Source organism: Geodermatophilus sp. TF02-6, assembly GCF_003319115.1.
Lineage (GTDB): Bacteria > Actinomycetota > Actinomycetes > Mycobacteriales > Geodermatophilaceae > Geodermatophilus.
Map to the genome: position 1 here is coordinate 80,945 of NZ_QOHF01000017.1, position 20,756 is coordinate 101,700.

The 20,756-nt window shown below is 74.9% G+C and carries 17 protein-coding genes; 14 read left to right on the plus strand and 3 right to left on the minus strand.

Features of this window, described 5'->3' with window-relative positions:
* Nucleotides 1–194: 194 nt before the first annotated feature.
* Nucleotides 195–1,685 (minus strand): malate dehydrogenase (quinone), encoded by a 1,491-nt coding sequence (gene mqo / locus DQ238_RS15880; protein ID WP_113782232.1) that lies wholly within the window; start codon nucleotides 1,683–1,685, stop codon nucleotides 195–197.
* Between the two features lie 101 nt (nucleotides 1,686–1,786).
* Between mqo and lspA the strand changes: the two genes are divergently transcribed.
* The 9 genes from lspA to DQ238_RS15925 all read left to right on the plus strand — a co-directional run bounded on the left by lspA (nucleotide 1,787) and on the right by DQ238_RS15925 (nucleotide 14,169).
* Nucleotides 1,787–2,509 carry a signal peptidase II gene (lspA, locus tag DQ238_RS15885; RefSeq protein ID WP_233496011.1) on the plus strand — a complete coding sequence of 241 codons (723 nt, stop codon included), beginning with the start codon at nucleotides 1,787–1,789 and terminating at the stop codon, nucleotides 2,507–2,509.
* A 209-nt stretch (nucleotides 2,510–2,718) separates the two neighbouring features.
* Nucleotides 2,719–3,669 (plus strand): RluA family pseudouridine synthase, encoded by a 951-nt coding sequence (locus DQ238_RS15890; RefSeq protein ID WP_113782233.1) that lies wholly within the window; start codon nucleotides 2,719–2,721, stop codon nucleotides 3,667–3,669.
* Nucleotides 3,670–3,677: 8 nt separating this feature from the next.
* Nucleotides 3,678–4,457 carry a CPBP family intramembrane glutamic endopeptidase gene (locus DQ238_RS15895; protein WP_113782234.1) on the plus strand — a complete coding sequence of 260 codons (780 nt, stop codon included), beginning with the start codon at nucleotides 3,678–3,680 and terminating at the stop codon, nucleotides 4,455–4,457.
* Nucleotides 4,454–4,918 carry a GNAT family N-acetyltransferase gene (locus DQ238_RS15900; protein WP_113782235.1) on the plus strand — a complete coding sequence of 155 codons (465 nt, stop codon included), beginning with the start codon at nucleotides 4,454–4,456 and terminating at the stop codon, nucleotides 4,916–4,918. Before DQ238_RS15895 ends, DQ238_RS15900 begins: the two co-directional genes overlap by 4 nt.
* Nucleotides 4,919–5,045: 127 nt before the next feature.
* Nucleotides 5,046–5,306, plus strand: a complete 261-nt coding sequence (locus tag DQ238_RS15905; RefSeq protein WP_113782236.1) for a hypothetical protein — start codon at nucleotides 5,046–5,048, stop codon at nucleotides 5,304–5,306.
* Nucleotides 5,307–5,515: 209 nt separating this feature from the next.
* A complete protein-coding gene (dnaE, locus tag DQ238_RS15910) occupies nucleotides 5,516–9,073 on the plus strand; it encodes a DNA polymerase III subunit alpha (RefSeq protein ID WP_199506386.1) in 3,558 nt (1,185 codons plus the stop codon).
* A gap of 582 nt (nucleotides 9,074–9,655) precedes the next feature.
* Nucleotides 9,656–10,786 (plus strand): hypothetical protein, encoded by a 1,131-nt coding sequence (locus tag DQ238_RS15915; RefSeq protein WP_199506387.1) that lies wholly within the window; start codon nucleotides 9,656–9,658, stop codon nucleotides 10,784–10,786.
* The gene (locus DQ238_RS15920) at nucleotides 10,783–13,419 is read left to right on the plus strand and encodes a multicopper oxidase domain-containing protein (protein WP_199506388.1); all 2,637 of its coding nucleotides are present in this window, start codon (nucleotides 10,783–10,785) and stop codon (nucleotides 13,417–13,419) included. The genes DQ238_RS15915 and DQ238_RS15920 overlap by 4 nt, the downstream gene beginning before the upstream one ends.
* Before the next feature lie 72 nt (nucleotides 13,420–13,491).
* The gene (locus tag DQ238_RS15925) at nucleotides 13,492–14,169 is read left to right on the plus strand and encodes a DUF2567 domain-containing protein (RefSeq protein WP_113782237.1); all 678 of its coding nucleotides are present in this window, start codon (nucleotides 13,492–13,494) and stop codon (nucleotides 14,167–14,169) included.
* On the opposite strand, the gene DQ238_RS15930 is transcribed toward DQ238_RS15925, so the two are convergent.
* On the minus strand, nucleotides 14,162–14,953 hold the full coding sequence (locus tag DQ238_RS15930) for an LON peptidase substrate-binding domain-containing protein (RefSeq protein ID WP_113782238.1): 792 nt from the start codon (nucleotides 14,951–14,953) through the stop codon (nucleotides 14,162–14,164). The genes DQ238_RS15925 and DQ238_RS15930 overlap by 8 nt on opposite strands.
* A gap of 103 nt (nucleotides 14,954–15,056) precedes the next feature.
* Here DQ238_RS15930 and hisD point away from each other — a divergent pair, with 103 nt between their 5' ends.
* The 5 genes from hisD (at nucleotide 15,057) to DQ238_RS15950 (ending at nucleotide 18,933) form a co-directional block, all read left to right on the plus strand.
* Nucleotides 15,057–16,361: a histidinol dehydrogenase gene (gene hisD / locus DQ238_RS15935; protein ID WP_113782239.1), complete on the plus strand. Its 1,305-nt coding sequence runs from the start codon at nucleotides 15,057–15,059 to the stop codon at nucleotides 16,359–16,361.
* Nucleotides 16,358–17,476 (plus strand): histidinol-phosphate transaminase, encoded by a 1,119-nt coding sequence (locus DQ238_RS15940; RefSeq protein WP_113782240.1) that lies wholly within the window; start codon nucleotides 16,358–16,360, stop codon nucleotides 17,474–17,476. Before hisD ends, DQ238_RS15940 begins: the two co-directional genes overlap by 4 nt.
* Nucleotides 17,477–17,549: 73 nt before the next feature.
* Nucleotides 17,550–18,146 carry an imidazoleglycerol-phosphate dehydratase HisB gene (gene hisB / locus DQ238_RS15945; RefSeq protein ID WP_113782241.1) on the plus strand — a complete coding sequence of 199 codons (597 nt, stop codon included), beginning with the start codon at nucleotides 17,550–17,552 and terminating at the stop codon, nucleotides 18,144–18,146.
* Between the two features lie 26 nt (nucleotides 18,147–18,172).
* Nucleotides 18,173–18,349, plus strand: coding sequence for a hypothetical protein (locus DQ238_RS23340; RefSeq protein WP_199506390.1), 177 nt, complete (start codon nucleotides 18,173–18,175; stop codon nucleotides 18,347–18,349).
* A gap of 161 nt (nucleotides 18,350–18,510) precedes the next feature.
* Nucleotides 18,511–18,933, plus strand: coding sequence for a nucleotidyltransferase family protein (locus tag DQ238_RS15950; RefSeq protein ID WP_199506391.1), 423 nt, complete (start codon nucleotides 18,511–18,513; stop codon nucleotides 18,931–18,933).
* Nucleotides 18,934–19,060: 127 nt separating this feature from the next.
* On the opposite strand, the gene DQ238_RS15955 is transcribed toward DQ238_RS15950, so the two are convergent.
* Complete coding sequence (locus DQ238_RS15955; RefSeq protein ID WP_113782242.1) at nucleotides 19,061–20,287, minus strand: HNH endonuclease signature motif containing protein; 1,227 nt, start codon at nucleotides 20,285–20,287, stop codon at nucleotides 19,061–19,063.
* Nucleotides 20,288–20,756: the final 469 nt, after the last annotated feature.

Sequence of the window (20,756 nt, forward strand, 5' to 3'; positions counted from 1 at the left end):
CCCGCCACTCGCAGGCTCGCGGCGGGACGCTGCACGGGGGCCGCCCCCGTCCTCCTCCCCGCTCGCGGGCTCCCCCCGTCGTGATCATCGGCGGTGGCGGTACTCGATGGCGTGTCGGCCAGCCACCCGCCCTCGTGGCCCCGTCCAGAGGCTCGCCGCGAGCGTGCGAGCGGTGAGGGGGACGGGGTCCTTCTTCAGCCGTTGAGCTCCAGGGTCTGCGTCGTCTCGGCGCGGATCTCGGCCAGCAGGGCCGGGTCGTCGGCCAGCCGACGGCCGTAGGAGGGGATGGCTTCCCGCAGCAGCGGGCGCCAGCCGTCGATCCGGTCGGGGAAGCAGCGCTCGAGCACGGTGAGCATCGCCGAGACCGCGGTCGAGGCGCCGGGGGAGGCGCCGAGCAGGCCGGCGATGGTGCCCTCGCCGCCGACGACGAGCTCGGTGCCGAACTGCAGCACCGGCCTGCCGCCGGCGTCGCGCTTGACCACCTGGACCCGCTGGCCGGCCGTGATCATGTCCCAGTGCTGCTCCTCGGCGAGCGGCACGAACTCGGTGAGGGTCCGGTGGCGGGCGCCGCGCGACTGGAGCAGCTCCCCGACGAGGTACCGGGTCAGCGCCATCTCGGTGCGGGCCACGCCGAGCATGGAGCCCAGGTTGTCCGGCTTGACCGACAGCGGCAGGTCGAACACCGAGCCGGCCTTGAGGAACTTCGGCGACCAGCCGGCGTAGGGGCCGAACAGCAGCGCGTGATCACCGTCGATCAGCCGCAGGTCCAGGTGCGGCACCGACATCGGCGGAGCGCCGACGGCCGCCTGACCGTAGACCTTGGCCTGGTGGGCCGAGACCAGCTCGGGGGAGCGGGTGCGCAGGAACCTGCCGCTCACCGGGAAGCCGCCGAAGCCCCGGATCTCCGGGATGCCGGCCCGCTGCAGCAGGGGCAGCGCGCCCCCGCCGGCGCCGACGAAGACGAACCGGGCCCGCACGCTGCGCTCCTCACCGCTGCGGGTGTCGCGCACGGTGACGGTCCACCGGCCGTCGGTGCGGCGCTCGAGCTCGGTCACCCGCTGGTGGCAGTGCACGTGGACGCCGCGCTGCTCGGCGGCGTCGACGAGCAGGCGGGTCAGCGAGCCGAAGTCGACGTCGGTGCCCGCCACCGCGCGGGTCGCGGCGACGACCTGGTCGGCGGGTCGGCCGGCCATCATCAGCGGCACCCAGCCGGCCAGGACGGCGGCGTCGTCGGTGTACTCCATGCCGGCGAACAGCGGGGACGCCGACATGGCCTCGTACCGGGTGCGCATGTAGCGCCGGCCGGCCTCGCCGGTGACGAAGCTGAGGTGCGGGACGGGGGTGATGAACTCCTTGGGCGACCCGGTCAGGCCAGCGCGGACCAGGTGCGACCAGAGCTGCCGCGAGACCTGGAACTGCTCGTTGATGGTGACGGCCTTGGTGACGTCCACCGAGCCGTCGGGGTCGGCCGGCGTGTAGTTGAGCTCGCACAGGGCCGCGTGACCGGTCCCGGCGTTGTTCCAGGCGTCGGAGCTCTCACCGGCCACCTCGGACCCGGACTCGAAGAGGGCGACGCTCCAGTCGGGAGCCACGACACCGAGCAGCGCCGCGAGGGTCGCGCTCATGATGCCGCCGCCGACGAGAACCACGTCGGGGTCGGTCGAGGGGGCGAGTTCGGTGGACACGGGAGCCTTCCGGGCGGGGGAGCACTGTCTCTCCACGTTCGGCCAGTTGCCGTCCGAACATGTCACTCCGCGTGTTGAGATGTGTGGCACAGCGTCATGAGATGGATCACACCGGGTCCGGCTCGTGCGACGAGCCGGACGGCGCGGAGGCGCCCGGGCAGGCGCGGCTATCGTCGGTGCGGCCGGCGGGAACCGGCCGCGCCAGCCCCGACCGAGGAGCCCTCCTGTCCGACGCGCCCGACCCGAGCGACCCGGCCGACGGCCCGGTCGCGGCCGGCCCCGGGGCCGCCGGACGCCGTCCCCGCACGCGGCTGCTGCTCCTGCTGGCGCTCGCAGTGCTGCTGGCCGACCTCGCCAGCAAGCTGCTCGTCGTCGCCACCATCGGGCGGGGTGAGGACATCCGGCTGCTCGGCGGCCTGCTGTACCTGACCCACACCCGCAACACCGGCGCCGCGTTCTCCTTCGCCGAGGGCTTCACGGTGGTCTTCACGCTGATCGCGGTCGCCGTCGCGGTGGTCATCGTGCGCACCGCCCGCCGGCTGTTCTCGGTCGGCTGGGCGGTGGCGCTGGGCCTGGTGCTGGGCGGCGCGGTGGGCAACCTGGTCGACCGGGTCTTCCGCGAGCCGGGGTTCCTGCGCGGCGGCGTGGTCGACTTCATCTCCGTCCTCGCCCCCGACGGGCGCGTGTACCCGGTCTTCAACGTCGCCGACTCGGCGATCGTCTGCGGCGGGATCCTGGGCGCGGTCCTGGCGGTGCGCGGCGTGGAGTTCGACGGCTCCCGCGGCTCACGCGGCACCCACGACGGCGGCCCGGCCCGCCGCTGAACGTCGGGCCCCGGCCCCCTCCCGGGCACCCCCCCGAGCCTGCCAGCGGTGGGGAGGTCGCGAATCCGTTCCCTCGTGGCCCCCTCCCGGGCACCGCCCCGAGCCTGCCAGCGGTGGGGAGGTCGCGAATCCGTTCCCTCGTGGCCCCCTCCCGGGCACCGCCCGGAGCCTGCCAGCGGTGGGGAGGAGGGGGTCCTTTCTCTGTCACGATGGACGGCGTGACGAGCTCCGCGGGCCAGCACCGCGCGCTGCCGGTGCCCGACGGGCTCGAGGGCCAGCGTGTCGACCAGGCGCTGTCCCGGCTGTTCGGCCTCTCCCGCAGCACCGCCGCCGACCTCGCCGACGCCGGCGATGTGCTCCTCGACGGCCGGGTCCGCGGCAAGGGCGACCGGGTCAGCGGCGGCGCCTGGCTGGAGGTCGAGCTGCCCCCGCCGCCACGTGCCCAGCCGGCCGACCCGGAGCCCGTCGCCGGGCTGACCGTGGTCCACGACGACGACGACATCCTGGTGGTGGACAAGCCGGTCGGCGTCGCCGCGCACCCCAGCCCCGGCTGGGAGGGGCCGACCGTCGTCGGCGGCCTGGCCGCGGCGGGCTACCGGATCGCCACCTCCGGTGCGGCCGAGCGGCAGGGCGTCGTCCACCGGCTCGACGTCGGCACCACCGGACTCATGGTCGTGGCCAAGAGCGAGCGGGCCTACACCGCGCTCAAGGCGGCGTTCAAGCAGCGCACCGTCGACAAGGGCTACGCCGCCCTGGTGCAGGGCCACCCCGACCCCTCGCGCGGCACGATCGACGCGCCGATCGACCGGCACCCCCGGCACGACTGGAAGTTCGCCGTCGTCCAGGGCGGGCGCCCGTCGGTGACCCACTACGAGGTGGTCGAGGCGTTCCCCGCCGCCAGCCTGGTCGACATCCGGCTGGAGACCGGCCGCACCCACCAGATCCGGGTGCACTTCGCCGCGCTGCGCCACCCCTGCGTCGGTGACCTGACCTACGGCGCCGACCCGACGCTGGCCGCGCGGCTGGGCGTTCCGCGGCAGTGGCTGCACGCCGCCCGGCTGGGCACCCCGCACCCGGCCGACGGCCACTGGATGGAGTTCACCAGCCCGTTCCCGCCCGACCTGGCCGGCGCGCTCGACATCCTGCGCGCCGAGGCCTGAGGCCAGCCGTGTCGGGGCTGCCCGGCTCCCTCGCGGACTACGGCCCGGCGGCGCTGTCGGCGGTCGTCGTCACCGGCTACCTGGTGGTCGGCGAGCCGCTGGTCGGGCACGTGCTGCACCGCCGCTTCGAGGGCCGGCTGCGCACCGACGACGGCGCCCGCCGGTCGTTCTACGCGCGGCTGCTGGCGCTCGAGTGGGGGCTGGCCCTGCTCGCGCTGGTCGTGTGGCTGTCCGCCCCGGGGGTGGACGCCGGCACCGTGGGCCTGCGCTGGCCGAGCGGCTGGCCCGGGCCGGTGTCCGGTGCCGCCACGCTGCTCGTCGTCGTCTTCGTGCTCGCCTCCACCCGCGCGCTGCGCTCGGGGGCCCTGGCCCGGGCCGCGGTGCCCGTGCGCCGGCCGGGAGAGGGGCGCCACGCCGAGCCGGCGGTGCACGCCACCCTGGCGCTGCTGCCGCGCACCCGCGCCGAGCGGCGGCTGTTCACGCTGGTCGGGGTGACCGCCGGCGTCTGCGAGGAGTGGCTCTACCGCGGCTTCCTCCTCGCCGTCGTCGCCGCGCTGGCCGGCGGGCTGCCCGCGCCGGTGCTGGTCGCCGTCGGCGCGGTCGCGTTCGGCCTGGCGCACGCCTACCAGGGCGTCGCCGGCGTGGTGACCACCGGCGTCCTGGGCGGGGTGCTGGCCGGGCTGTACCTGGACACCGCCTCGCTGCTGCTGCCGGTCGTCCTGCACGTGCTCGTCGACCTGCGCTTCCTGCTCGTGCCCGCGTCGGCGCTGCCGGCAGTGGCCCGGTGAGCGCCACGGTGGCGAGCGCCGACGACTGGCCGGAGGTCGCCCGCCTGCGCACCCGGGTGTTCGTCGAGGAACAGCGCGTGCCGCCCGAGATCGAGCAGGACGTGCACGACGCCCGCGCCGTGCACGTCCTCGCCCGCGACGGGCACGGCCGGGTGGTGGCCACCGGGCGGCTGCTGGTCCGCGACGGCCGGGCGGTGGTCGGCCGGATGGCGGTGGACGCCGCCGCCCGCGGCCGCGGCCACGGGGCCGCCGTCCTCGCCGAGCTGCACCGGCAGGCGGTGCTGCGCGGGCACACCGAGGTGGAGCTGCACGCCCAGGTCGCCGCCCGGGGGTTCTACGAGCGGGCCGGCTACGCCGCCGTGGGGGAGGAGTACGAGGAGGCCGGCATCGCCCACGTCACCATGCGGCGAGCCCTGGACGACGTGCTGGCCGCGGTCGCTCGGGACACCCCGCCCCGATAGGTGGCGGCGGGCTGGATGGCGCCGCTGCTGTCGGGGTCGTGGCGGACGACCGACGGGCGCAGTGGCCGCGTGGCGTGCTGGACCTGTGCGTGCTCGCCGAGCTGGAGCGGGGCGCGCGCTGCTGCTGGTGATCGTCTCCGGCGTCTCGATGATCCTCGACCCGGCCGGCGGGACCGCTCGCCTGCTGCCGTTCCGGTCGGTGCGCGAGGTGGTCACCCGGACCGTCGACGGCACCGACGCCGGCTGCCTCGTCCGTGGGCTGCTGCGCGCCGGCGTGGCGCTGGTGGTCCTGCGCGCCGCCGCCACGGTCCCGCGCAGCCGGGCGCTGCGGCTCCGGCGGCGACCGGGCGCGGCGACCGTGGACGCCCGGCGGGGGCGGCCGGTGTGACCGACGCCGTCTGGACGACGGCCGAGACACGATCTGTCAGACCCTCGGCGTAGACCTGTCCCAGTGCGAGGATCGAACCACCGGCCCGGCAGGCCGCTGCGACCGGTGGCGCCGACCCGGCGCACCAGCCCTGCCGGTCTTCCCCGCCGGTCGCCCGCCGTGCACCCCGACGGCCGGGCACGCACGACCCGTGAGGAGCGCCAGAGCCCGTGAGCACCGACTCGTTCGTGCACCTGCACGTCCACACCGAGTACTCGATGCTCGATGGGGCGGCCAAGCTGCCGGAGGTCACCGCGGCCGCCGCCGAGCAGGGGATGCCGGCGCTGGCGATGACCGACCACGGCAACGTCTTCGGCGCCTACGACTTCTACAAGCAGGCCAAGGCCGCCGGCGTGAAGCCGATCATCGGCATGGAGGGCTACTACACCCCCGGCTCGCGGTTCGACCGGGCGCCGTTCGACTTCGGCGACAACCTCATCGACGAGGACGGCGAGGGCGGCTCGTCGCGCGGCAAGGCCGCCTACACCCACATGACCCTGCTGGCGCGCACCACCGAGGGCATGCACAACCTCTTCCGCATCTCCTCGATGGCCAGCCTCGAGGGGCAGTACCGCAAGCCGCGCTTCGACCGCGACCTGCTCGAGCGCCACGGCAAGGGGCTCATCGCCACCACCGGCTGCCCGTCGGGCGAGGTCAACATGTGGCTGCGGGCGGGCAGGTACGACCGCGCCCGCCAGGCGGCCGCCGACTTCCAGGACGTCTTCGGCAAGGAGAACTTCTACGCCGAGCTGATGGACCACGGGCTGGCCATCGAGGGCAAGACCCGTCCGCAGCTGCTGCAGATCGCCCGCGACCTGGGCATCCCGCTGCTGGCCACCAACGACCTGCACTACACGGCGAAGGAGGACGCCGAGGCCCACGACGCCCTGCTGTGCATCCAGACCGGGTCGCGGCTGACCGAGACCAACCGCTTCAAGTTCAACGGCGACGGCTACTACCTGAAGTCCGCCGCGGAGATGCGGGCGCTGTTCACCGGTGACCTGGCGCAGGCGTGCGACAACACGCTGCTGGTGGCCGAGCAGTGCGAGATCGAGTTCACCGAGGGCGCCGACCTCATGCCCCGCTTCCCGCTGCCGCCGGGGGAGGACGAGACCTCCTGGTTCGTCAAGGAGGTCGAGCGCGGCCTGCACAAGCGCTGGCCTGCCGGCATCCCCGACCACGTGCGCAAGCAGGCCGACTACGAGGTCTCGATCATCACCCAGATGGGTTTCCCCGGGTACTTCCTCGTGGTCGCCGACTTCATCAACTGGGCCAAGGACAACGGCATCCGGGTCGGCCCGGGCCGTGGCTCGGCCGCCGGGTCGCTGGCCGCCTACGCCCTGGGCATCACCGACCTCGACCCGCTGGCGCACGGGCTGATCTTCGAGCGGTTCCTCAACCCCGAGCGCGTCTCCATGCCCGACGTCGACATCGACTTCGACGACCGCCGGCGCGGCGAGGTCATCCAGTACGTCTCGCAGAAGTACGGCGAGGAGCGGGTCAGCCAGATCGTCACCTACGGCACCATCAAGGCCAAGGCCGCGATCAAGGACGCCGCCCGCGTGCTCGACCGGCCGTACTCGGTCGGCGACGAGCTGACCAAGCTGATGCCGCCGGCGGTCATGGGCAAGGACATCCCGCTGTCGGGCATCTTCGACCCGGCTCATGCGAGGTACAAGGAGGCCGCGGAGTTCCGCGCCCGCTACGAGTCCGATCCGGGCGCGGCCGAGGTGGTCGACCAAGCGCGCAAGCTCGAGGGGCTCAAGCGCCAGTGGGGCGTGCACGCCGCCGGCGTGATCATCGGCCGCTACCCGTTGATCGACTCGGTCCCGATCATGCGGCGCGAGGCCGACGGCGCGGTCATCACGCAGTTCGACTACCCGACCTGCGAGACGCTCGGCCTGCTGAAGATGGACTTCCTGGGCCTGCGCAACCTCACGGTCATCGACGACGCGCTGCGCAACATCGTCGCCAATGGCAAGGACCCGATCGACCTGGACGAGCTCAGCCGAGATCTGTCCGACCGGAACACCTACGACCTGCTGGCCCGCGGCGACACCCTCGGCGTCTTCCAGTTCGACGGCGGCCCGATGCGCTCGCTGCTGCGGCTCATGCGGCCGGACAACTTCGAGGACATCTCCGCGGTCGGCGCGCTCTACCGGCCCGGCCCGATGGGTGCCAACTCGCACACCAACTACGCGCTGCGCAAGAACGGCCAGCAGGAGATCACCCCGATCCACCCGGAGCTGGCCGAGCCGCTGGAGGACATCCTCGGCACGACCTACGGCCTGATCGTCTACCAGGAGCAGGTCATGGCGATCGCGCAGAAGGTCGCCGGGTACTCCCTCGGCAAGGCCGACCTGCTGCGCCGCGCGATGGGCAAGAAGAAGAAGTCGGTCCTGGACGCCGAGTTCGTCGGCTTCGAGGCCGGGATGCAGGAGCGCGGCTACTCCGCCGCGGCGGTCAAGACCCTGTGGGACATCCTCGTCCCGTTCGCCGACTACGCGTTCAACAAGGCCCACTCCGCGGCCTACGGCCTGGTCTCCTACTGGACGGCGTACCTCAAGGCCAACTACCCGGCCGAGTACATGGCGGCCCTGCTCACCAGCGTCGGCGACGACAAGGACAAGCGGCCGATCTACCTGGCCGAGTGCCGTCGCATGGGCATCAAGGTGCTGCCGCCCGACGTCAACGAGTCGGCGGCGGACTTCACCCCGGTGGGCACCGACATCCGCTTCGGCCTGGCCTCGATCCGCAACGTCGGCCGCAACGTGGTCGACGCGATCGTGCGGGCCCGCAAGGACGAGGGCGCGTTCACCGGCTTCGCCGACTTCCTGCGCAAGGTCGACGCGCTGGTGTGCAACAAGAAGGTCATCGAGTCGCTGTGCAAGGCCGGCGCCTTCGACTCCCTCGGCCACTCCCGCCAGGGTCTGGTCTCCGTGCACGCCACCGCCGTCGACCAGGCGATGGCGCTCAAGCGGCGGGAGGCCGAGGGGCAGTTCGACCTGTTCGGCGGCTTCGGCGGTGACGGCGCCGGGGACGGCGACCCCTTCGGCGGGGCGCTGGACATCGCCGTGCCGACCGCGGACTGGTCGAAGTCCGAGCGGCTGGTGTTCGAGCGGGACATGCTCGGCCTCTACGTCTCCGACCACCCGCTGCACGGCGTCGAGCACGTGCTCACCGCGCACGCCGACACCCCGATCGCGGAGATCAACGCCGGCGGCGTGGAGGACGGCGCCCCCGTCACCATCGCCGGGATCCTCACCGCGGTCGGCCCGCGGACCAACAAGCAGGGCGCGCCGTGGGCGATCGCCACCCTGGAGGACCTCGAGGCCGGCATCGAGGTGCTCTTCTTCCCCAAGACCTGGGCCGAGGTGTCCGAACGGGTCGTCCGGGACCAGATCGTCGTCGTCAAGGGGCGGATCAGCCGGCGCGACGACCAGCCGTCGTTGTTCGGCGCCGAGGTCACCGTCCCCGAGCTCACCGAGGGCCCACGCGGCCCGGTGCTGGTCTCCATGCCCGCCGCCCGGTGCACCCCACCGGTCGTCGAGCGGCTGCGCGAGGTCCTGGGCAGCCACCCGGGCACCACCGAGGTGCACCTGAGGCTGCTCAACGGCAGCCGGGAGACCGTGCTGCGGCTCGACCAGGGGCTGCGGGTGCGCCCGAGCACCGCCCTCATGGGCGACATCAAGGCGCTCCTCGGCCCGACCAGCGTGGCGCTGCTCTGATGAAGGACCCTGCTGCCCCCCGGTCGGCCCCGTCCAGAGGCTCCGGCCCCCTTGCAGGGTCCCACCGCAGGCCCCGTCCCGGGTCCCGCCCTGAGCTTGCGAAGGGTGGGGAGGACGGGGTCCTTCCATGGCGGGGGCAGGGGGTCCTTCCACTGCGAGTGGTGAGGAGGACGGGGTCCGTCAACCTGCAGCAGGGCCGCCGGTCCGCCCACCGCCGCGAGCCGGGGCAGCCGGTGTCGGCTGCGCCGGGGCGGACGGCGGCGCGGCCCCGGCGCGGCAGCACCGCGAGCGGCGTCGCCCCTGGAGCAGCCCGACGGAGGCGATGCCGCGGGCCCTCGCCAGGGCGGAGGGACCGGGTGGGAGGTCACCCACGGCGCAGTCCCGTCGATGCGACGTCCGCGCGCGCGCCACGGCCCGGAGGCTGGCGCCCCGCCCGCGTCCGGCCGGGTCCCGCGCGGTGAGCCAGGCAACACGGGCGGTCGCGGCAGGATCCTTGTTTTTCCAAGAGAGCTTGTAAAAACTCGGGGTCGTGCGGAACGCCCTCGACCCGCGAACCCGCCGGGCACCGGCCGGACCCCGCTGATGACCACGACCACGCCCGACGCCCGGGCCGCTGCCCCCGGCCGACCGGGGCCGGTGCCCGTCCCGCTGCGCCGGGCGGTGTTCCTGCTCCCGGCGGCGACCGCCCTGCTGGCCGGGCTGGACGCCGGCCTGCTGCTGCTCGGCCTGCCCGCGCCGGTGTCGGCCGACCGGCTGCCCTTCGTGCACGGCCCGGTCCTCGTACTGGGCTTCGTCGGCACCCTGATCGCCCTCGAGCGGGCCGTCGCGCTGCGCCGGCCGGCCGGGTTCCTCGCCCCGGCGCTGCTGGGCCTGGGCGCCCTGCTCGTCCTCTCACCGGCGCCGCTGCGGGTCGGACAGGGAGTGCAGCTGGCCGGGGCCGCGGCCGTGGTGGCGGTGCACGTGGCCCTGTGGCGGCGGGCCCGCGACGGCGCCGTCCTGGTCCAGGCGCTGGGCGCGGTCGTGGCCGCCGGGGCGACGGTCCTCTGGTGGGGCGGGGTACCCGTCCCGCTGCTGCTGCCCTGGCTGGCCGGCTTCGTCGTCCTCACCGTCGGCGGGGAGCGGCTGGAGCTGGCACGGGTCGCGATGGGCCCCCGGGCCGAGCCGACGCTGGTGCTGCTGGCCGGCGCCGTCCTCGCCGGGATCGTCGCCGCGCTGCTGTGGCCCGGGCCGGGGACACCGCTCCTGGGGGCCGCCGTCCTCGCCCTGGGCGGCTGGCTGGCTGCGCACGACGTGGCGCGCCGGACCGTCCGCGCGCGGGGGCTGACCCGGTTCACGGCCGGGTGCGTGCTCGCCGGCTACGCCTGGCTCGGGGTGGCCGGTGCCGTCTGGTTCGTCGGCGGCGCCGCGCTGGAGGGGCCCCGCTACGACGTGGTGGTGCACACGGTCTTCCTCGGGTTCACCCTGTCGATGGTCATGGCGCACGCCCCGGTGGTCCTGCCCGCCGTCCTGCGCCGCCCGCTGCCGTACACGCCGGCCCTGCTCGTGCCCGCGGCGCTGCTGCACGCCTCCCTGCTCCTGCGGACCTGGGCCGGGGACGGGCTCGGTCTCCACCCCGCCTGGCAGGTCGGCGGCGCCGGCAACGTCGCCGCGGTGCTGCTGTTCCTCGTGCTCGCCGGCTGGTCGGCCGGACGGGCCGCACGGAGCGCCCGGTGAGCCGCGCCCGGGACGGCGGCCGGGGGTTCTGGCCGCTGCGGGACCTGCCGGTCGTGGGCTGGCTCACCGCGACAGCCGGCGTCGCGCTGGTGCACCCGGTCGTGCCGGCGCCGCGCTGGCTGATGATCCACCTGCTCCTGCTCGGCGCGGTCGGTCACGCGATCCTGGTGTGGAGCCGGCACTTCACCGAGGCGTTGCTGCACACCGCCCCCGGGCCCGGCGACCGGAGGACCCAGTCCCGCCGGCTGCTGCAGTTCAACGCCGGTGCGGTCCTGGTGGTCACCGGGGTGGTGTCGGCGACCTGGCCGGTCACGGTCGCCGGCGCCGCCGCGGTGGCCGGCGCGGTCGGGTGGCACGGCGCGGCCCTCGGCCGGCAGCTCCACCGGGCCCCGCCGGGCCGCTTCCGGAGCACGGTCCGTCACCACGTCGTGGCGGCAGCTCTCCTCCCGGTCGGCGCGACGCTGGGCACCCTGCTCGCCCGTGGGCTGGGCGGTCCGTGGCAGGAGCGGGCGCTGCTGGCGCACGTCGTCGTCAACGTGCTCGGCTGGGTGGGGCTGACCGTCGTCGGCACGCTGGTGACCCTGTGGCCGGCGATGCTGCGGACCCGCATCGCCGAGGACGCCGAGCGGGCGGCGCGTCGGGCTCTGCCGGTCCTGGCCGGGGCGGTCGTCGTCGCGGCCGGGGGAGCGCTCGCCGGCTCCCGGACCCTCGCCGTCGCCGGGCTGGCCGGGTACGTGGCGGGCCTGGTCCTGGTCGGCCGGGTGCTCGTCGCGACGGCCCGCACCCGGCCGCCGTCGTCCTACCCGACCTGGTCGGTGGCGGCGGCGGTGCTCTGGCTGACCGGTTGCGTGGCGGCGGCCACGGTCGCGGTGGGCACCGCCGGGTCCTGGGCCGAGGCCGGGGACCGGTTGGCCTGGCTGACGCCGTTCCTCGCCGCCGGGTTCGGCGCACAGGTGCTGCTGGGCGCGCTGTCCCACCTGGTCCCGGTCGCCCTCGGCGGTGGCGCGGTGCCGGTCCGGGCGGCCAACACCGTCCTCGACCGGGGCGGCCCGCTGCGGATCGCCGTGGTCAACGCCGGCCTGCTGGTCTGCGTCCTCCCCGTCCCCAGCGTCGTGCGGGTCGGCGCCTCCGCCCTGGTGCTGGCCGGGCTGGGCGCCTTCGTCCCGCTGCTGTTCCTCGCGATCGGCGCGTCCCGTCGGGCCCGTGCCGGGGACGCCGGGCCCGGCGGCGGAGCGGTGGGCGGTCCGCACCCGCCGACGACCGCCGCGCGCCCACGGGGCCAGGCCGCCGGCCTCGCGGTCGCCGGGCTCGCCGCGGTCGCCCTGGTGGTGGCCGCCGGGGTCGCCGTCGACCCCTCGGCGCTGCCCGACGCCCGCGCCCTGGCCGCCGTCCCCGCGGCCGACGTCGTGCCCACCGGCCGGACGACGACGGTGCGCGTGGAGGCGCGGGACATGCGGTTCACCCCGGAGACGGTCGACGTCCCCGCCGGCGACCGGCTGGTCGTCGAGCTCGTCAACGCCGACGACGCGGCCGTGCACGACCTGGTGCTGGACTCGGGCGCCGACAGCGGCCGGCTGGCGCCGGGCGAGTCCACCCGCCTGGACGTCGGCGTCGTCGGCACCGACCTCGAGGGCTGGTGCTCGGTGGTCGGCCACCGGCAGATGGGCATGGTGCTGCACGTCCGCGCGGTCGGCGGCACCTCGTCACCGGCGGCCGGCAGCGCGGTCGACGCCGCGGCCGGACCCGGCAGCGCCGCCGACGACCTGGACTTCGCCGCGGAGCCGGGCGACGGCTTCACCGCCCACGACCCGGTGCTCCCGCCGTTGACCGACGAGCGCGTGCACCGGCTGACCCTCCCCGTCTCGGAGGTCGAGCGCGAGGTGGCCCCGGGTGTCACCCAGCAGCTGTGGACCTTCGGCGGCAGCGCGCCCGGCCCGGTGCTGCACGGGCGCGTCGGCGACGTCTTCGAGGTCACGCTGGTCAACGACGGCACGATCGGCCACTCGATCGACTTCCACGCCGGCGCGCTGGCACCCGACGGGCCGATGCGGACGATCCCGCCCGGCGAGTCGCTGGTGTACCGCTTCACCGCCACCCGGGCCGGGGTCTGGATGTACCACTGCTCGACCGCGCCGATGTCGGCGCACATCGCCAACGGCATGTTCGGAGCCGTGGTGATCGAGCCCGACGGCCTGCCGGCCGTGGACCGGTCGTACGTGCTGGTGCAGTCCGAGCTCTACCTCGGACCCCAGGGCGGGCCGGTGGACGTCGCCAAGCTGGCCGAGGAGCGCCCGGACGCCGTGGTGTTCAACGGCTACGCCGACCAGTACGACGCCCGCCCGCTGACCGCCGAGGTGGGGGAGCGGGTGCGGATCTGGGTGCTCGACGCCGGCCCGAACCGGGCCACCTCCTTCCACGTCGTCGGCGGGCAGTTCGACACCGTCTACGCCGAGGGCACCCACCTGCTGCAGCCCGGCGCGGGAGGCAGCCAGGTGCTGGCCCTCGGGCCGGCCCAGGGCGGCTTCGTCGAGCTCACCTTCCCCGAGGCGGGGCGCTACCCCGTCGTCTCCCACGTCGTGGTGGACGCCGAGCGGGGCGCGCACGGCGTCGTGGAGGTGAGCGCCGGCCGGTGACCGCGGTCCCGGGACGGCGGCGCGCTGGGGAGCCCGCCGGCGACCCGTCCCGGAACGCGGTTGACTGGGGGCGTGAGCAGCCTGCCCGTCCCGCCGCAGCCCGTCGTCCCGGCCCGGTGGCGCACCGGGGCGCGGTGGCCCGGTCGCGCGGAGCTGCGCGCAGACCTGCGCGGCGGCCTGGTCCTGACCGGGGTGCTGCTGGTGGCCGGGCTGCCGGCGGGGCTGCTGTGGGAGGCGCTGGCCCCGCGCGCGCAGTTCGAGGTCACCGCGGACGGCCCCACCGTGGTCGGGCACCCGTCGGCCGAGCTGCTCGTCGCCGACGACGGCGTCTACACCCTCGTGCTCGCCGGCCTCGGCCTGCTCGCCGGCGTCGCCGCCTGGCAGCTGCGCCGCCGGCGCGGGGTCGCCACGCTGCTCGGCCTGGCCGCCGGCACCCTGCTGGCCGCGCTGGCCGCCTGGCAGCTGGGACAGCTGCTCGGCGCCGGACCCACCGCGGCCGAGCTCGCCGACGTCGGCGCGCGGGTCACCACCGCGGTGCGGCTGCACTCGCTGCCCGCGCTGGCCGTCGGCCCGTTCGTCGCCGTCCTCACCTACGTGGTGGCGGCGCTGTTCGCGCCCGGGGAGGACCTCGACCGACCCGGCTCCGCCCCGGCCGTCGCCGTCCTCCCGCCGGGCGGCCCGCTGCCGGCCCCCGGCCCCGTCCAGGGCCGGCCCCCTGCAGGTAGGAGGACCCCGTCCTCCTTCAGTTGAGGCTGCGCTCCGCGGCGAACTGCTGCATCGGCGCGGGCACCGCGCCCAGGGTCTCCAGCAGGGTCAGCTCGCGGCGCAGCAGCCGGGACTCGGCCCGCAGCCGCCGGCGGGTCGCGGACTCGGCCAGCAACGCCTGGCGGTCCTCGGTGGTCAGCAGCGCCGCCGACGCCACCAGGTAGGACAGCGCCCGCGGGTCGTCGGCGACCGCGCCGGCCAGCTCCGCGGCGTCGGCGGGCTCCTCGCCGTCGTCCTCGCCGGTCAGCCCGGCGACCGCGGCGACGTAGCGGCCGAACAGCTCGCCGACCCCGCGGACCAGCACCGCCATCGACCGGCGCGCGACGTCGGAGACGAGGTCGTCCTCGGGCACGGCGCCTCCGGCCGGTGCCAGCTCCTCCTGGTCGCCGGCGGCCTCCTCGGCCGCCTCCTCCTCGGCCAGCCACTCGACCTGGGCCCGCAGGTAGGGCGGGTCCTCGGTGACGACGACGTCGAGCAGCCGGAACCGGTCCCCGCCGACGGTCACGAGGCGGAACCCGCCGTCGGGCTGCGGCCGCACTCCCTGCACCCGGGCGGTGCAGCCCACGTCGTAGAGCGCCTCCGCCGGGGCGACCTGCTCGACCTCCCACCCCTGCCGGATGGCCACCACCCCGAAGGACCGCTCGCCCTCCGGCGAAGCCAGCAGGTCGTGCACGAGCCGCCGGTAGCGCGGTTCGAAGACCTGCAGCGGCAGGACCACCCCGGGGAACAGCGGGGTCCCCAGCGGGAAGAGCGGGATCAGGTCGCCCACGGCCGTGGAGCCTACGAGCAGTGCCGGCCGAGACCGGGCAGCTCGCCCGACCACGCCGACTATCCTGGGGTGTTCGCCGTCCCCCGCCGCCGGAGGTCCGCCCGTGCTCGCCCGCATCGACCTGCGTGGATCCACCCTGCCGGGGGTGCGTGAGCTCGCCGGCCTGCTGCCCCGGGCCGTCACGGACGTCGACTCGGTGCTGGCCACCGTCCGGCCGCTGTGCGAGGACGTGCGGATCCGCGGCGCCCAGGCGGTCCGGGAGATCACCGCCCGCCTCGACGGCGTCGACCTGGAGGACTTCGCCGTCCCCGCCGAGGCGATCGAGGCCGCGCTCGCCGGGATCGACCCGGCCGTCCGCGCCGCACTGGAGGAGGCCGTCGCGCGCGTGCGCCGGGTGCACGCCGACCAGCGCCGCGCCGACGTCACCACCCGGGTCGTCCGCGGCGGCACGGTCATCGAGCGCTGGGTGCCGGTGCGCCGGGTCGGGCTCTACGTGCCCGGCGGGCTGGCGCCGCTGCTGTCCAGCGTGGTGATGAACGTCGTCCCCGCGCAGATCGCCGGGGTGGAGTCGATCGCGGTCGCCTCCCCGCCGCAGCGCGACCACGGCGGCCTGCCCGACCCCGGCGTGCTCGCCGCGTGCGCGCTGCTCGGCGTCACCGAGGTCTACGCCGTCGGCGGCGCACAGGCCATCGCCGTCTTCGGCTACGGCGCCGGCTCCTGCGAGCCGGTCGACCTGGTCACCGGCCCGGGCAACGTCTACGTGACGGCGGCCAAGCGGCTGCTGCGCGGGCTCATCGGCATCGACTCCGAGGCCGGGCCCACCGAGGTGGCCGTCCTCGCCGACGACACCGCCGACCCGGTGCACGTCGCGGCCGACCTGGTCAGCCAGGCCGAGCACGACCCGCTGGCCGGCGCGGTGCTGGTCACCACCAGCGAGCAGCTCGCCGACGCCGTCCTCGACCTGGTACCCGCCCAGGTGGCCGCGACCAAGCACTCCGACCGGATCACCACCGCGCTGGACGGCAGCCAGTCGGGCGTCGTCCTGGTGGACGACGTCGAGGCGGGCCTCGCGGTGGTCGACGCCTACGCCGCCGAGCACCTGGAGATCCAGACCCGGGACGCCCGCGCGGTCGCGATGCGGGTGCGCAACGCCGGCGCGGTGTTCGTCGGCCCGTGGTCGCCGGTGTCGCTGGGCGACTACTGCGCCGGCTCCAACCACGTGCTGCCCACCGGCGGGTGCGCGCGGCACTCCAGTGGGCTGTCGGTGCAGTCGTTCCTGCGCGGCGTCCACGTCGTCGAGTACGACGAGCAGGCCCTCGCCGAGGTCGCCGGGCACATCGACGCCCTGGCCGGCGCCGAGGACCTGCCCGCGCACGCCGCCGCCGTCCGGGCCCGGCAGCGCGCATGACGCACGGCGTCGCCAGCAGCACGGACCAGCTCCCGCTGCGGCCGGAGCTGCGCGGCCGCTCGCCCTACGGCGCCCCGCAGCTGCCGGCCCGCTACCGGCTCAACACCAACGAGAACCCGCACCCGCTGCCACCCGAGCTGCTCGCCGACCTCGGCGCGGCGCTCATGCGCGCCGCGGTCGAGCTCAACCGCTACCCCGACCGCGACGCGCTCGACCTGCGCCGCGACCTCGCCGGCTACCTGACCCGCACCAGCGGCGAGCCGATCGAACCGGCGCAGGTGTGGGCGGCCAACGGCAGCAACGAGGTCCTCCAGCAGGTCCTGCAGGCCTTCGGCGGCGCCGGGCGGACGGCGCTGGGTTTCACGCCGTCCTACTCGATGCACCCGATCATCTGCGCGGGCACCGGCACCGCCTGGGTCGACGGGCACCGGCGGGCGGACTTCACCATCGACGTCGCGGCCGCCGCGGCGCAGGTGTGCGAGGTGCGCCCGGACGTCGTCTTCGTGACCAGCCCGAACAACCCCACCGGCACCGCGGTCGCGCTGGAGACGATCGCTGCGCTGTACGACGCGACGTCCGGCGTGGTCGTCGTGGACGAGGCCTACGCCGAGTTCGCCCGCGCCGGCACGCCGTCGGCGCTGACCCTGCTCCCGGGCCGGCCGCGGCTGATCGTGAGCCGCACGATGAGCAAGGCGTTCGGCATGGCCGGGCTGCGGCTGGGCTACCTCGCCGCCGACCCGGCCGTCGTCGACGCGGTGCAGCTGGTCCGGCTGCCGTACCACCTCTCCTCGCTGACCCAGGCCGCCGCGCGGACGGCGCTGGCGCACACCGACGCGCTGCTGGCCACCGTCGACGCGGTCAAGGCCGAGCGGGACCGGATCGTCGCCGCCCTGCCGGCGATGGGGCTGACCAGCGTGCCCAGCGACGCCAACTTCGTGCTCTTCGGCCGGTTCGCCGACGCGCCGGCCGCGTGGCGGGCGCTGCTCGACCACGACGTCCTCGTGCGCGACACCGGGCTGCCCGGCTGGCTGCGGGTGACCGCCGGGACGCCGGAGGAGACAACTGCTTTCCTCACCGCGCTGAGTGAGGTCGTCCGTGAGCACGGCGCCACCTGATGCGCCCGGGGCCGAGTACTCCAGTACCCCCTCGGTGAGGTGGCCGCCGAGCACCGCCTGGGAGACTGAGCGCATGAGTCGCACTGCACGCGTCGAGCGGGAGACCAGCGAGACCAAGCTCGTCGTCGAGCTCGACCTCGACGGCACGGGCACGAGCTCGATCAGCACCGGGGTCGGCTTCTACGACCACATGCTGACCTCGCTGTCCAAGCACAGCGGCATCGACCTCACCGTCCGCGCCGACGGCGACCTGCACATCGACGCCCACCACACGGTGGAGGACGTCGCGATCGCCCTCGGCTCCGCCTTCGCCCAGGCGCTGGGGGACAAGAAGGGCATCACCCGCTACGGCGACGCCACGATCCCCATGGACGAGGTGCTCGCCCAGGCCGCGGTCGACCTCTCCGGTCGGCCGTACTTCGTGCACGCCGAGCCCGAGGGCATGACGCCGATGATCGGGCCGGACTACCCGACCAGCCTGACCCGGCACGTGCTGGAGTCCTTTGCGTTCAACGCGCGGATCAGCCTGCACGTGCGGGTGCTCTACGCCGGCCGGGACGCCCACCACATCGTCGAGGCCCAGTTCAAGGCGCTGGCCCGGGCGCTGCGCACCGCCGTCGCGCTCGACCCGCGGATCCCCGACGTGCCCTCCACCAAGGGTGCGCTGTAGGCCATGGCGCGGCTCCGGTACCTCGCATGACCTCCGGCGTCGTCCTGCTGGTCCTCGGCGGCTTCCTGCTGGGCGGGGCCTGGAGCATCTGGAAGGCCGACTCGGACACCAAGGGGCGGACCGGTCCGCAGGTCGCCTTCGCCGTGATCCTGCTGCTCGCCGCGCTGCTGGCGACGGCATCGGGCGTCCTGCGGTTGGTGTGAGCGAGGAGCCGCGGTTCCTCGACGTCGTCCTCGCCGACCCCACGGTGGCCGCGGTCGTGCAACGCGCTCCGGAGCTGGGCGTTGGGGGACTGGTCGCTCACCGCCGGGGTGCTGTTCCCGGCGGTGTGGAAGGAGCTGACCTTCGGCCGGCGGTCACCGGGGTGCGCGACGTCGACTGTTCTCCTTCCCCCGACACCTCCAGGGACGCCGAAGACGCCGTCATCCGCCGCGGCGGGCAGCTGTTCGCCGACCTGCCGGTGCCGGGCGAGATCCGCGACCAGGCGCGGGTGCACCTGTGGCACGCCGACGGCTTCGGCACGACCACCCGGCCATTGCGCAACTGTGCCGACGCAATCGAGGGGTTAGTGGCCGTGTGCTGTTGCTGTGGCGTGACCGTGGACGCGCATGGCCGGCCCCACGGCCATGCGCCTCACGGCTACGACGACCTGTTCAGCCTGGTCACACGCCCGAACCGGCACGGTCCGGCGCCGCGGTACGTGTTCGAGGCCAAGGCGGCCCACTGGACCAGCCTCTGGCCCGAGCTCACCGTGCTGCCCTGGGAGGGGAGCGCCGCAGGGCTCTGACGGCCGCTTCTCCCTTCCACTCGCCGCCGGTGCTGACGCACGAGCGGCCGGCAGCCGACCCGGGCCCGTGTGGGCGTCGGTCAGCTGTCGGCTGCTGTGCTGGCGGGGGTGGCGGCGTGACGTCGGATCAGGCGGCGGTCACGAGCGGCGGTCCGGTGCGCTGGGGCCCGATGAGGATCTCGGTGCCGTCGGGTCGCCGGGTGCGCCATCGCCCGTCGGGTTGTCGCTCGACGCGGAAGCCGTGGTGGACTTTCGTGTGGTGCCGCTCGCACAGCAGCGCGGCGTTGTCCAGGTCGGTCTGGCCGCCGTTGATCCACTCCAGCAGGTGGTGCACGTCGCACCACCAGGTCGGCGCCCCACAGCCGGCGAACACGCACCCGCCGTCACGGACCTCGGCAGCGCGACGGACGTGCGGCGGGAACAGCCGGACGGTGCGGCCGTGGTCAAGTGGCACCCCGTCGGGCCCCATCACGATGCGGGTGACCTGCCCGTCGCAGGCCAGCCAGCGGGCGCGGGCGGCGGAGATCGTCGCGCCGGACCCCATCTCGGCCGCACTCCGCCCGGTGGCGGGGTCGACGAGGTCCTCGATGGCGATCTTCACCACGACCTGCGGCTTGTGCCCCCGAAGCTGCGGCAGCGAGCCGGCGGCCAGGGCGTTGTCGCACAGCTGCACCAGCGCGTCGGCTTGCTGCTGGGCGCGGCTGCGCTCGTCGCCGGTGCTGCGGCCGGCCTGCACCAGCGCCTCCAGCGCCGTCTGCAACTTCTCCAGACCGACAGCGTCGAGGTCGAACCGGCCCGAGCCCGATCCGTCGGGGCGCTGGGCGATCACCAGCCGCCGCCCCTCGGTCGGATCGGGCTCCGGGCCGTCGGCGTCCAGCCGGTCGAGGTAGTGCTGCACCGCCTTGGCCACGTCGGCGCACCGCTGTTGGGTGGCCACACCGGCCAGCACCGCATCGACCGCGGCCAGGTCGACGTCCTGCTCGGCAGCCAGCGCGAGCGGCTCCGGCTCGGCCACCCGCGCCACCAGCCCGGCCTGCTCGCCGGTGACGTGCCCGGCGGCGAACGCGGCGGCCAGCGCGGGCAGGTGCTCGAGCGCCCGCCCGGCGCGGACCACCCGCCCGGCCTCCGCCGGGGACAGGTGGGCGTGCCCGCGCAGCCAGGAGGCCATCGACTTGAGCCCATCGACCTCGGCTGCGCCGGCGCTCTCACACTCGCGTACGGTGCGGGCGATCTCGGCGGCGATCCGGTTCTGCGCCATGAGCAGCGGCCGCAGCCGATCCAGCAGCGCCGGGCCGAACAGCGGCGAGAGGTCCTCGGCGGCGAGGGCGTCGAGTGCGGCCTGCAGCTCGTCCACGACACCTCCCACTGCTTCGATCACGTGTTCTAAGTCTAGTTGAGTCGACCCCGTTGCTCAACATGAACTTGCAGGTCAGCGCTCTGTCCACAGATCTGCGGATGCCCTTGACGCGCACTCCTGCGCCCCACCGCGACACCCCATCCTCAAGATCGGTTCCCGGCGCTGATCATGTCGCGGTGAAGGCCGAGCCGTAGGTGTCGATCGCATCGGCGAGGTCTTCCGAACCAAGGCTTCGCTGTCGGCCAGCGGCGTCTGGTTCCTCCGTACCTCGACGAAGTCGACTCCCAGGGCAGCTGCCACGAGCCCTCCCAGAAGACAACCACGCGTCTCAGGGCCCAGTACCACAGTCGGCTGCTCGGAGTCGAAGAGGCCGGCCAGCGCCGGGAGGACCTCTGCGTCACGCCACCAGCCCGTCATGTCGGCGAACGAGCTGACGTCGGTGCGGTCGCCGCGCCAGCGGAAGCCG

What these genes read in the sequence shown, in the direction of transcription:
- lspA (WP_233496011.1), top strand. Translation starts at nt 1,787, where the DNA reads ATGGATCACACCGGGTCCGGCTCGTGCGACGAGCCGGACGGCGCGGAG.
- DQ238_RS15890 (WP_113782233.1), top strand. Translation starts at nt 2,719, where the DNA reads ATGGACGGCGTGACGAGCTCCGCGGGCCAGCACCGCGCGCTGCCGGTG.
- DQ238_RS15915 (WP_199506387.1), top strand. Translation starts at nt 9,656, where the DNA reads ATGACCACGACCACGCCCGACGCCCGGGCCGCTGCCCCCGGCCGACCG.
- DQ238_RS15940 (WP_113782240.1), top strand. Translation starts at nt 16,358, where the DNA reads ATGACGCACGGCGTCGCCAGCAGCACGGACCAGCTCCCGCTGCGGCCG.
- hisB (WP_113782241.1), top strand. Translation starts at nt 17,550, where the DNA reads ATGAGTCGCACTGCACGCGTCGAGCGGGAGACCAGCGAGACCAAGCTC.
- DQ238_RS23340 (WP_199506390.1), top strand. Translation starts at nt 18,173, where the DNA reads ATGACCTCCGGCGTCGTCCTGCTGGTCCTCGGCGGCTTCCTGCTGGGC.